This window comes from Rathayibacter sp. AC451, assembly GCF_979253095.1.
In genome coordinates this window covers 1342851-1354936 of sequence record NZ_CEEDBD010000001.1, presented here as the reverse complement: position 1 = coordinate 1354936, position 12086 = coordinate 1342851, and the positions used below count along the sequence as shown (strand labels likewise).

Genomic DNA, 12086 nt, shown 5'->3' with positions numbered 1-12086 from the left:
ACATGCCGGAAATCGATTGGAAGCCTCGTTCGCGCACCGTCACGGACGGCATCGAGGCCACGACGTCGCGCGGGATGCTCCGCGCCGTCGGAATGGGCGACGACGACTGGGAGAAGCCCCAGATCGGGATCGCGTCCTCCTGGAACGAGATCACCCCCTGCAACCTCTCCCTCGAGCGCCTCGCGCGCTCCGCCAAGGAGGGCGTCCACTCGGGCGGCGGGTACCCGCTGCAGTTCGGCACCATCTCGGTGTCCGACGGCATCTCGATGGGCCACGAGGGCATGCACTTCTCGCTCGTCTCGCGCGAGGTCATCGCCGACTCCGTCGAGACCGTGATGATGGCCGAGCGCCTCGACGGCACCGTCATGCTCGCCGGCTGCGACAAGTCGCTGCCCGGCATGCTGATGGCCGCGGCGCGCCTGGACCTCGCCGCCGTCTTCGTCTACGCGGGCTCCATCGCCCCGGGCTGGGTCAAGCTCTCGGACGGCACCGAGAAGGACATCACGATCATCGACTCCTTCGAGGCGGTCGGCGGAGTGAAAGCCGGCATCATGTCCGAGGAGGACGCCAAGCGCATCGAGTGCGCCTTCGCCCCGGGCGAGGGCTCGTGCGGCGGCATGTACACCGCGAACACCATGGCCAGCGTCGCCGAGGCGCTCGGGATGAGCCTGCCCGGCTCCGCCTCGCCCGCTGCTGCCGATCGCCGCCGCGACTACTTCGCCCGGAAGTCGGGGGAGGCCGTGGTCGAGATGCTGCGCAACGGCACCACCGCCCGCGACATCCTGACGAAGGAGGCGTTCGAGAACGCGATCGCCGTCGCGATGGCCTTCGGCGGCTCGACCAACGTCATCCTGCACCTGCTCGCGATCGCCAACGAGGCCGAGGTCGACCTCACGATCGACGACTTCAACCGCATCGGCGACACGATCCCGCACATCGGCGACCTCAAGCCGTTCGGCAAGTACGTCATGAACGACGTCGACCGCCACGGCGGCGTGCCGGCCGTCATGAAGGCGCTGCTGGACGCCGGCCTCCTGCACGGCGACTGCCTGACGGTCACCGGGAAGACGGTCGCCGAGAACCTCGCCGCCATGGACATCGCTCCGCTGGACGGCGAGGTCATCCGCACGCTCGACAACCCGATCCACGCGACGGGCGGCCTCACGATCCTCAAGGGCTCCCTCGCCCCCGAGGGCGCGGTCGTCAAGACCGCCGGCTTCGACGCCTCCGTGTTCGAGGGCCCCGCGCGCGTGTTCGAGCGCGAGCGCGCCGCGATGGACGCGCTGACGAACGGCGAGATCGAGAAGGGCGACGTGGTGGTCATCCGCTACGAGGGCCCCAAGGGCGGCCCGGGGATGCGCGAGATGCTCGCGATCACCGCCGCCATCAAGGGCGCTGGGCTCGGAAAAGATGTACTACTCTTGACCGACGGACGATTCTCAGGCGGCACAACCGGCCTGTGCATCGGACACATCGCACCCGAATCGGTGGACGCAGGTCCCATCGCATTCGTCCGCGATGGGGACCCGATTCGGGTCGACATCGCCGCTCGCTCGATCGACCTACTTGTCGACGACTCCGAGCTCGCCGCCCGCCGAGAAGGCTGGGCCCCCCTTCCTCCGCGCTACACCCGCGGTGTCCTCGCCAAGTACGCCAAGCTCGTGCGCTCGGCGGCCGTGGGCGCCACCACCGGGTGACCCCGGCCCGCTCCGGCCGGCCGCGCACTCGCGCCTCCCGGGTTCCGGACCTCGCGGTCCGGAACCCGCCGCCGCACTCCCTCTCGAAGGAATCGACACCCGCATGACCCCGGACCCGTCCGCCGTGCATCCCGCACCGACGCCCCAGCCACCCCGTCCCGCCGCGTCCGCTGCGGCCCCGGCCCCCGAGGCCGAGACCCTCACCGGAGCGCAGGCGGTCGTCCGCTCGCTCGAGATGCTCGGCATCGAGGACGTCTTCGGTCTGCCCGGAGGAGCGATCCTCCCGGTCTACGACCCGCTGATGGACTCGTCGAAGATCCGCCACATCCTGGTCCGCCACGAGCAGGGCGCCGGCCACGCCGCCGAGGGCTACGCCTCGGCGACCGGCAAGCTCGGCGTCTGCATCGCGACGTCCGGCCCCGGAGCGACGAACCTCGTCACGGCGATCGCGGACGCCTACATGGACTCCGTCCCGATGCTCGCCATCACCGGCCAGGTCTTCTCGACGCTGATGGGCACCGACGCCTTCCAGGAGGCGGACATCGTCGGCATCACCATGCCGATCACGAAGCACTCGATCCTGGTCACGCGCCCCGAGGACATCCCGCAGGCGCTCGCCTCCGCCGCCCTCATCGCGACGACCGGGCGCCCCGGCCCCGTGCTCGTCGACATCACGAAGGACGCGCAGCAGAACGAGGCTCCGTTCCTCTGGCCGCCGAAGATCGACCTGCCCGGCTACCGGCCCGTCACCAAGGCGCACGGCAAGCAGATCCAGGCCGCGGCCCAGCTGCTCGCCGAGTCGAAGAAGCCGGTGCTCTACGTCGGCGGCGGCATCATCCGCGCCCGCGCCTCCGCCGAGCTCCTCGCGTTCGCCGAGGCGTCCGGCGCCCCGGTGGTCACCACGCTGATGGCCCGCGGAGCCTTCCCGGATTCGCACGAGCAACACCTCGGCATGCCAGGCATGCACGGCACCGTCCCCGCAGTGCTGGCGTTGCAGGAGGCCGACCTGATCCTCGCGCTCGGCTCGCGCTTCGACGACCGCGTGACCGGCAAGGCGGCGCTCTTCGCCCCGCACGCCAAGGTCGTGCACGTCGACATCGACCCCGCCGAGATCTCCAAGATCCGCACCGCCGACGTGCCGATCGTGGGCGACCTCAAGGACGTGCTGCCCGACCTCACCGACGCGTTCGCGAAGGCGATCGACGGCGGCGCGCCCGACACCTCCGAGTGGTGGTCCTACCTCAAGGGCCTCCAGGAGGAGTTCCCGCTCGGCTACACGGAGCCGACCGACGGCCAGCTCTCGCCGCAGTACGTCATCAAGCGGATCGGCGAGCTCACCGGTCCCGAGGGCGTCTTCGCCTCCGGAGTCGGCCAGCACCAGATGTGGGCCGCGCAGTTCATCAAGTACGAGCGCCCGAACTCGTGGCTGAACTCGGGCGGCGCCGGCACGATGGGCTACTCCGTCCCGGCCGCCATGGGCGCGAAGGTCGGCGAGCCCGACCGCGTCGTGTGGGCGATCGACGGCGACGGCTGCTTCCAGATGACCAATCAGGAACTCGCCACCTGCACGATCAACGACATCCCGATCAAGGTCGCGGTGATCAACAACTCCTCGCTCGGTATGGTGCGGCAGTGGCAGACCCTCTTCTACGAGGGCCGCTACTCCAACACCGACCTCAACACGGGTCACGACACCGTGCGCGTGCCCGACTTCGTGAAGCTGGCCGACGCGTACGGCGCTCTCGGCATCCGGGTCACGAAGCCGGAGGAGATCGACGACGCGATCCGCCTCGCCATCGCGACGAACGACCGCCCCGTGGTCATCGACTTCGTGGTCAGCCGCGACTCGATGGTGTGGCCGATGGTGCCCCAGGGCGTCTCGAACAGCTACGTCCAGTACGCCAGAGACCACAGCCCGATCTGGGACGACGAGGAGTAGACCGCATGACGCACCACGTTCTCTCCCTGCTCGTCGAGGACAAGCCGGGACTGCTCACCCGTGTCGCCGGGCTCTTCGCCCGCCGCGGATTCAACATCGAGTCGCTCGCCGTGGGCCCGACCGAGCTCGACGGCCTGTCGCGCATCACGGTCGCGGTCGACGTCGAGGACCTCCCGCTCGAGCAGGTCACGAAGCAGCTCAACAAGCTCGTCAACGTGATCAAGATCGTCGAGCTCGACCCCGACCAGTCGGTGCACCGCGAGCACCTGCTCGTGAAGGTGCGCGTCGACAATGTCACCCGCTCGCAGGTGCTGGAGGCCGTGAACCTCTTCCGCGCCCGCGTGGTGGACGTCGCGACCGACGCCCTCGTCATCGAGGTGACGGGCGACTCCGGCAAGACCAACGCCTTCCTCCGCGTCATCGAGCCCTACGGCATCAAGGAGATCGCGCAGTCGGGCCTGCTCGCCATCGGGCGCGGCTCGAAGTCGATCACCGAGCGCGTCTTCAAGAACTGACCGCGACCACTCCTCTACAGAAAAGGACACACCACGTGACCGAGCTCATCTACGACACCGACGCCGATCTCTCGATCATCCAGGCCAAGAAGGTCGCCATCGTCGGCTACGGCTCGCAGGGCCACGCCCACGCGCAGAACCTCCGCGACTCCGGCGTCCAGGTCGTCATCGCGCTCAAGGACGGGTCGAAGTCGACCGCCAAGGCCGAGGACGACGGCTTCGAGGTCAAGAGCGTCGCCGACGCCGCCGACTGGGCCGACCTGATCATGATCCTCGCGCCGGACCAGCACCAGCGCGCGATCTACAGCGAGCAGATCGCCGACAAGCTGACCGAGGGCAAGACGCTCGCCTTCGCGCACGGCTTCAACATCCGCTTCGGCTACATCGAGGCGCCCGCGGGCGTCGACGTGATCCTCATCGCGCCCAAGGCCCCCGGCCACACCGTGCGCCGCGAGTTCGTCGCCGGCCGCGGCATCCCGGACATCATCGCCGTCGAGAACGACGCGTCGGGCACCGCCTGGGAGACCGCGAAGTCCTACGCGAAGGCCATCGGAGGCACCCGCGCGGGCGTCATCAAGACGACCTTCACCGAGGAGACCGAGACCGACCTGTTCGGCGAGCAGGCCGTGCTCTGCGGCGGCACGTCGCAGCTCGTCCAGTACGGCTTCGAGACCCTCGTCGAGGCCGGCTACCAGCCCGAGATCGCCTACTTCGAGGTGCTCCACGAGCTCAAGCTGATCGTCGACCTGATGTGGGAGGGCGGCATCGCCAAGCAGCGCTGGTCCGTCTCGGACACCGCCGAGTACGGCGACTACGTCTCGGGCCCCCGCGTCATCGACCCCAGCGTCAAGCAGAACATGCAGGCGGTCCTCGGCGACATCCAGAGCGGCGCGTTCGCGAAGCGCTTCATCGCCGACCAGGACGCCGGAGCGCCCGAGTTCCAGGAGCTGCGCGCCAAGGGCGAGCAGCACCCGATCGAGGCGACCGGCCGCGAGCTGCGCAAGCTGTTCGCCTGGAAGCAGACCGACACCGACTACACCGACGGCAGCGTCGCGCGCTGACGCACTGACGCCTGACGGACCGAGGGAACCCCGGACCGTCGAAGGAACCCGCTCCAGCGGGCTCCCTCGACGGGTCGGGGTTCCCTCGCGTCCGGGAGGTAGCGTGGGCCGGATGGAGCGACGGACGCGGCGGCTGCGGCAGTGGGACGAGACGGCAGCGGCGGCACGGGACGGGATGTCGTGGGGAGTGTCGGCAGGGGTCGCGCTCTGCGGGCTGGCGGGGGCGGGGCTCGCGATGGCGCTCGCGCTGCTGTCCGGCGGGATCCTGGAGTCGTCGCCGCCGCTGCTGCGCACCCTCGCGGCGCTCCCGCTCGCGCTGATCGCGGCGACGACACTGGTCGCCACCGCGTCCGGTCTCCGCCACCGGTCGGAGCGAGCGGCGCAGCGGTTCACGCGCGCCGCGTGGCCGGTGCCGTCCGACTTCGACCGGAGCGACCTCGACGAGACCGCCGATCTGCCGTCCGACGTGCGCCTGCCCGAGGACGCCCTGACCCCGTCGGACCTCGCGAGGATCCTCGCGCCGTCGGCTGCGGAACGGGCCGATGCTCGGTCACGGAGCGCGTCGGCCGGCCTCTGGAGCCGCTCGATGCTCTTCGGCCTGCTCTCGCTCGCCGGCGTCCTCGCGGCGGGAGCGGGCGCTCTCCTGCTGATCCCGGTCGTGGTCCTCGGCGTGGAGGACGGGCGCGTGCTCGCAGCCGGGATTCTCGCTGCGGCGGGGGCCGCCGTGGGCGTCGGATCGTCGCAGGCGAGCGCTCTGCCGATCGCCATGAGGACGGACGCCGACGCGCAGCTGTCCCGGAGCCGTCGCCTGCTCACCGAACTGTGGCCGGGAGACCTCGAGGAGGGGCCGCTGTCGGTCCGCGGGGGAGTGGCGGCGATCGACCGGCGGGCGCTGTCCGGTCTGTCGCGGAAGGCGGCGCCCGCGAACCCCGTCGCGGGACGGATCGCGCCGATCGTCCTGCTGGCGGTGGCCCTGCTCCCGGTGCTCGTGCTGCCGCTGCTGAGCTAGCCGGCGGAGTCGCGGGCGAGGCGGCGCAGACCGCCCTTCGGCGGCACGCGCACCGGCTCCGGCCAGCGCGGCTGCAGGCCGTCGCCGAGAGTGACCCGGCGGATCTTGCGTCCGACGAGCGGGAGCAGCCAGTCGGCGGTCCAGCGGTGCTGGTCGCGCAGCCACTCCCGGGGGGTCAGCGGCTCGGGCGCCTCCCACGGACCCGCCGAGATCGTGTGCGGGACGCCGAGGATCTCGAGCACGCGAGCCGCCAGGTAGCGGTGGCCGCGCTTGGAGAGGTGCATCCGGTCGGGCGACCACATCATCGGCTCGCGGAACGCCTGCATGCGCCAGTAGTCGACGAGGATCGCGCCGCGCTCACGGGCGATGCGGCGGACGGCGCTGTTGTAGATCCGGTTGCGGCGGACGAACATCCGCGGCGCGGGCAGCCCCGGGATGTCGAACCCGGTGAACAGGACGAGCGAGGCTCCGGTGGTCGCCAGGGCGTCGACGAGGCTCTCGTACTCGCGGACCAGGACGCGCATGTCGGTGCCGAGGTCGAGGATGTCGTTCCCGCCCGCGTAGAGGGAGACGAGCGTCGGCCGCAGCGCGAGGGCGGGCTGCAGCTGCTCGTCGCGGATCTGCGCGAGGCGCTTCGAGCGGATGGCGAGGTTCGCGTACTCCCAGCCGGGCTCGGCCTTCGCGAGACGGTCGGCGACGCGGTCGGCCCATCCCCTGACTCCGTTGGGCAGCCGCGGGTGCGGGTCGCCCACGCCCTCGGTGAAGGAGTCGCCGATCGCGACGAAGCGCCGCTCGCCGGCCGCCGCAGTGCGTTCCCCCATCGGAGGAGGATCGCGCGGACGGGGGACCGGGCGGTGGCGCGGGGGTGTCCGCGAGGTGACGCCCGGGCGACGGCGGCTCCGAGCCTCCTGGAAGGCGGGCGCGGTTAGGGTGTCGGGGTGATCGATGCCAGGGACGACGACGCGCTCAGCTGGGCGGGCGAGGACGAGGACCCGACGCTCGCGGCCGGGGAGACCGCGACGCGACGACGTCCGCCGCGGGCGGTGCGGTCGGCGCCCGCCTCGCGTCCGGCCCACGACGGCGAGACCGCCGACGAGCTCCCGGAGGAGCTCCTCGAGGACGACGAGACCGAGGACGACGGGATCGAGGACGACGATCCCTCCGAAGCCGAGGCGGCCGCCGCCTCCTCGGTGCTGCTGGTGGCGACCGGCGTCACCGCCGGGCTCTACCTCCTGTACACGATCGGCTGGATGATCACCGCGACGCGGCAGAACGCGACGATCACGGCGACCTTCGCCGGGGATCCGCTCGGCGGCGCGCTCTACGGACTCGGGCTCTGGCTCGCGGTCGCCGCCCCCGTCACCTGGTTCGCCGTCGTCCTGCTCGGCACCCGCGACTCCCGGGTCCGCACCCGCGTGCTCTGGCTGCTCGCCGGGCTCGTTCTGCTGGCTCCGCTGCCGTTCCTGAAGGGGGCGTGAGGATGACCGACGACACCGCCGTGAAGGCGACCCTCGGCGGCCGCCGGACGGGGCGCGGGAAGGGCCTCGCCCTGACGATCCTGCTCGCCGTGGTCGTGGGCGCGCTCCTCGCCTGGGACGTGTGGGAGGCGATCGGCAACCTCGTCGGCATCCGCGCCTACGCGGCTGGCCTGGGCACGGATCTGAACGCCACCGGCTGGACGGTGCTGCTGCTCTCGCTCGCCCTCCCCGTCGTCTGCTTCGTCCTCGCCCTGATGCTGGGTCGGCGCCGGGGGGTCGCCGCCCGGGCGGGCCTCCTGCTCGCCGCGCTGTGCGTCTCGGCGGCGCTGTCGCTGGACCTGCAGCAGGTCTTCGGCTTCGCGAGCCTCGTCACCCTCGGCTGAGCCGGCGTCACACAGCGGGGCCGGGAGGCGGGCCTCCGCTACAGTGGCGGGGGCTCCACGACCCCGCGTCCGGCGCCTGCACCGTCCCCTCCCCGAAGGAAGCGCACTCGTGACAAAGCCGGTCGTCCTGATCGCCGAAGAACTCTCGCCCGCCACCGTCGACGCCCTCGGTCCCGACTTCGAGGTCAGGAACGTGGACGGCACCGACCGCCTCGCGCTCCTCGAGGCGCTCGGCACCGCCGACGCGATCCTCGTCCGCTCGGCGACGCAGGTCGACGCCGAGGCCATCGCCGCGGCGCCCTCGCTGAAGGTGATCGCGCGCGCGGGCGTGGGTCTGGACAACGTCGACATCACCGCCGCGACCGCCGCCGGCGTCATGGTCGTCAACGCGCCGACCTCCAACATCATCTCGGCGGCCGAGCTGACCGTGGGCCACATCCTGAGCCTCGCCCGCCACATCCCGGCGGCGCACAGCGCGCTCGCGCAGGGGCTGTGGAAGCGCTCGAAGTACACGGGCACGGAGCTCTACGAGAAGACCGTCGGCATCATCGGCCTCGGTCGCATCGGCGCGCTCATCACGGCGCGCCTGCAGGCCTTCGGCGTCGACGTCGTCGCCTACGACCCCTACGTGACGAGCGCCCGCGCGCAGCAGCTCGGCGTGACGCTCCTGTCGCTCGAGGAGCTCCTCGCGCAGAGCGACTTCATCACGATCCACATGCCCAAGACCCCCGAGACGACCGGCATGATCTCGGACGAGCAGCTCGCGCTGATGAAGCCCTCCGCGTACATCGTGAACGTGGCGCGGGGCGGCCTCATCGACGAGGACGCGCTGCACCGCGCGCTCGTCGCGAACACGATCGCCGGCGCCGGTCTCGACGTGTTCGTCAAGGAGCCGCCGGTCGGCTCGCCGCTGCTGGCGCTCGAGAACGTCGTCGTCACTCCGCACCTCGGAGCGTCGACCGACGAGGCGCAGGAGAAGGCGGGCGTCTCGGTCGCCAAGTCGGTGCGCCTCGCGCTCTCGGGCGAGCTCGTCCCGGACGCCGTCAACGTGGCCGGAGGCGTCATCGACGAGTACGTCCGCCCCGGCATCCCGCTGGTCGAGAAGCTCGGGCAGGTCTTCGCCGGGCTCGCGCACTCGCCCGTCACGTCGATCGACGTCGAGGTGCACGGCGAGCTCGCCGGCTACGACGTCAAGGTGCTCAAGCTCGCGGCGCTCAAGGGCGTGTTCACCAACGTCGTCTCCGAGACCGTCTCGTACGTGAACGCCCCGGTCCTCGCGGAGCAGCGCGGCATCGAGGTGCGCCTGATCACCGACGCCGTCTCGGACGAGTACCGCAACCTGATCACGCTGAGCGGCGCCCTGTCGGACGGCTCGCAGATCTCGGTCTCGGGCACGCTGACCGGCACCAAGCAGGTCGAGAAGCTCGTCGCGATCAACGGCTACGACGTCGAGGTGCCGATCGCGAAGCACCACGTCGTGATGAGCTACGTCGACCGCCCCGGCATCGTCGCGGTCTACGGCCGCGAGTTCGGCGAGGCCTCGGTCAACATCGCGGGTATGCAGGTCGCGCGCACGGAGGCGGGCGGCAAGGCCCTCTCGGTGATCACCATCGACTCGCCGGCACCGGCGGGCCTGCTCGAGAAGGTCCGCGTCGCGATCGACGCCGACATCATGCAGGAGATCGACATCACGGAGCAGTAGCCCCGCCGCTCACCGAGCACGATCCGAGCCCGTCCCGCGCACCGTCGCGGGGCGGGCTCCGTCGTTCCGGGGTCAGTGCTCGGCGCCGGGTGCGGCGAGGAGGCGGTCGATGATCGCGAGGACCTCGTCCACGTCGCCGCTCGGCTCCCTGCCCGTGGGCAGCAGGGCGGAGTTGTAGTAGAGCCCGTCGCTCATCAGCACGATCGCGCGGGCGACCAGGGGATCGCCGACTGCGTCGGCGACCACGGCGGTCCAGCTGTCGTGGAGGCGGGCGAGGCCGGCGCTCGCGCGCTCGTCGTTGCCCTGGGCGATGCGCGAGACGGCGAGGATGGTCCGGTCGAAGGGGGTGTCGACGGCGAAGGACGTGCGGATCAGGTACGGGACGACGCCCTCGTCCGACGCGCGGATGCGCTCGATGTCCTCGGCCAGGCGCTCGTCGAGGCGCTGGAGCAGGCCGTCGACGAGGGCGTCCTTCGAGGGGAAGTGGTAGAGCAGCCCGCCCTTCGAGACTCCGGCCGCGCGGGCGACGCCGTCGAGAGTGGCTGCGCGCTCGCCCTGCTCGTTCAGCAGCTCCTCGAACGCGTCGAGGACGCGGTCGCGGGCGGAGGAGGCGGGGGGCACGGCCTCCATCCTATGGTCGGCCTTGCGTTACTGTACCGGCTGGACGGTATACTCCTGGAGTCGCCGGCCGAGCCCTTCCGCGCCCGGCGCGACCCGACTCCGAGAGAGAGCACCACCGTGTCCGCCCGCACCGCCTCCGTGACCGTTCCCCCCACCTCCGCCGCGCCCGCCGCCGACCGCGTCGGTCGCCGCGCGTGGCTCGCCCTCGCGGTGCTGATGCTGCCGGTGCTGCTGGTCTCGGTGGACAACACCGTCCTCAACTTCGCGCTGCCGCTGATCGCCGAGGACCTCGGGCCGACGGGCACGGAGCTGCTGTGGATCGTCGACGCCTATCCGCTGGTGCTCGCGGGCCTCCTGGTCGCTATGGGGAGCCTGGGCGACCGGGTGGGCCGGCGGAGGCTGCTCGTGCTCGGCGCGATCGGATTCGCGGTCGTCTCGATCGCCGCGGCCTTCGCTCCGACGGCCGGGGCGCTCATCGCAGCCCGGGCGGCGCTGGGACTGTTCGGCGCGACGCTCATGCCCTCGACGCTGTCGCTCCTGCGCAGCCTCTTCCCGAACCGCGATCAGCGCCGGCTCGCCATCGCGATCTGGGCGACCGGCTTCGCGGTGGGCTCGGCGGTCGGGCCGCTCGTGGGCGGGTTCCTGCTCGAGAGCTTCCCGTGGGGCTCGGTGTTCCTGCTCGCGGTGCCCGTGCTGCTGCCGCTGGTCGTGCTCGCGCCGATCCTGGTGCCGGAGTCGCGCGACCCGCACCCGGGGCCGGTCGACGTGGTCAGCATCGTCCTCTCGCTCGCCACGATGGCGCCGATCGTCTACGCGGTGAAGTCGGCGGCCGAGCACGGGATCGATGCCGTGGCCGTGATCGCGCTGGTCGTCGGCGTGGTGAGCGGGGTGCTGTTCGTGCGCCGCCAGCAGCGGCGCGCGGTGCCGATGCTCGACCTCTCGCTCTTCCGCCGCGGCTCGTTCAGCGCGGCGATCGTCGTCAACCTCCTCAGCGTCGTCGCGCTCGTCGGCGGGCTCTTCTTCGTCTCGCAGCACCTGCAGCTGGTCGTCGGGCTCTCGCCGCTGCAGGCGGGGCTCGTGCTGGTGCCCGGACTCGCGGTCATGATCGTGGCGGGACTGGGCGTCGTGCCCGTCGCGCGCCGGATCTCTCCGCGCGTGGTCGTGCCCGCCGGGCTCGTGGTGTCGGCCGTCGGCTACGCGCTGCTGGCCCTCGGCAGCGCCGTCGAGGGAGGGGCCACGGCGCTGACGGTCGCGGTCTCGTTCGCGTTCCTCGGGCTGGGCATCGGCGCGGCCGAGACGGTCTCGAACGAGCTCGTCCTCGCGAACGCGCCGGCCGATAAGGCCGGTGCCGCCTCGGCGGTGTCCGAGACGGCCTACGAGCTGGGCGCCGTGCTCGGGACCGCGACGCTGGGAACGGTGCTGACCGCGGCGTACCGCAGCGGCGTGGTGCTGCCCGAGGGTCTCGACGCGGGGCAGGTGCAGCGCGCGGGGGAGACCCTGGGCGGTGCGGTGTCGGTCGCGGGCGAGCTGCCCGCCGACTCCGCGGCGAGCCTCCTGGCCTCGGCCGGTGCAGCGTTCGACGCCGGAGTGGGCTGGTCGGCGTGGATCGGAGTGGGCCTCGTGCTGCTCGCGGCCGTCGTCGCGGCCTGGCGCCTGCGCCGCAGCTGAGTGCCCGAGAGTA

The 12086-nt window shown here is 71.6% G+C and carries 11 protein-coding genes; 9 read left to right on the top strand and 2 right to left on the bottom strand.

Annotated features, from left to right (window positions below):
- Positions 1-2 precede the first annotated feature (2 nt).
- The 5 genes from ilvD to AC0CID_RS06465 all read left to right on the top strand — a co-directional run bounded on the left by ilvD (position 3) and on the right by AC0CID_RS06465 (position 6221).
- Positions 3-1697 (top strand): dihydroxy-acid dehydratase, encoded by a 1695-nt coding sequence (gene ilvD, locus AC0CID_RS06485; RefSeq protein ID WP_207404676.1) that lies wholly within the window; start codon positions 3-5, stop codon positions 1695-1697.
- Positions 1698-1800: 103 nt separating this feature from the next.
- A complete protein-coding gene (locus AC0CID_RS06480) occupies positions 1801-3636 on the top strand; it encodes an acetolactate synthase large subunit (RefSeq protein WP_465226169.1) in 1836 nt (611 codons plus the stop codon).
- 5 nt (positions 3637-3641) lie between these two features.
- Entirely contained in the window at positions 3642-4151 is a 510-nt protein-coding gene (ilvN, locus tag AC0CID_RS06475) for an acetolactate synthase small subunit (RefSeq protein WP_055793566.1), read from the top strand.
- 35 nt (positions 4152-4186) lie between these two features.
- Entirely contained in the window at positions 4187-5212 is a 1026-nt protein-coding gene (ilvC, locus tag AC0CID_RS06470; protein ID WP_465226168.1) for a ketol-acid reductoisomerase, read from the top strand.
- A 112-nt stretch (positions 5213-5324) separates the two neighbouring features.
- Entirely contained in the window at positions 5325-6221 is an 897-nt protein-coding gene (locus AC0CID_RS06465; protein ID WP_465226167.1) for a hypothetical protein, read from the top strand.
- On the opposite strand, the gene AC0CID_RS06460 is transcribed toward AC0CID_RS06465, so the two are convergent.
- Complete coding sequence (locus AC0CID_RS06460) at positions 6218-7042, bottom strand: SGNH/GDSL hydrolase family protein (protein ID WP_465226166.1); 825 nt, start codon at positions 7040-7042, stop codon at positions 6218-6220. The two genes, AC0CID_RS06465 and AC0CID_RS06460, sit on opposite strands and share 4 nt — an antisense overlap.
- A 117-nt stretch (positions 7043-7159) precedes the next feature.
- Between AC0CID_RS06460 and AC0CID_RS06455 the strand changes: the two genes are divergently transcribed.
- The 3 genes from AC0CID_RS06455 to serA all read left to right on the top strand — a co-directional run bounded on the left by AC0CID_RS06455 (position 7160) and on the right by serA (position 9784).
- Complete coding sequence (locus tag AC0CID_RS06455; protein WP_465226165.1) at positions 7160-7699, top strand: DNA polymerase III subunit gamma/tau; 540 nt, start codon at positions 7160-7162, stop codon at positions 7697-7699.
- 2 nt (positions 7700-7701) lie between these two features.
- Positions 7702-8082 (top strand): hypothetical protein, encoded by a 381-nt coding sequence (locus AC0CID_RS06450; RefSeq protein WP_465226164.1) that lies wholly within the window; start codon positions 7702-7704, stop codon positions 8080-8082.
- Between the two features lie 109 nt (positions 8083-8191).
- Positions 8192-9784 (top strand): phosphoglycerate dehydrogenase, encoded by a 1593-nt coding sequence (serA, locus tag AC0CID_RS06445; RefSeq protein WP_465226163.1) that lies wholly within the window; start codon positions 8192-8194, stop codon positions 9782-9784.
- 72 nt (positions 9785-9856) lie between these two features.
- Here serA and AC0CID_RS06440 read toward each other — a convergent pair whose 3' ends face one another.
- On the bottom strand, positions 9857-10414 hold the full coding sequence (locus tag AC0CID_RS06440) for a TetR/AcrR family transcriptional regulator (RefSeq protein WP_465226162.1): 558 nt from the start codon (positions 10412-10414) through the stop codon (positions 9857-9859).
- 108 nt (positions 10415-10522) lie between these two features.
- Between AC0CID_RS06440 and AC0CID_RS06435 the strand changes: the two genes are divergently transcribed.
- Positions 10523-12073 (top strand): MFS transporter, encoded by a 1551-nt coding sequence (locus AC0CID_RS06435; RefSeq protein WP_465226161.1) that lies wholly within the window; start codon positions 10523-10525, stop codon positions 12071-12073.
- Positions 12074-12086: the final 13 nt, after the last annotated feature.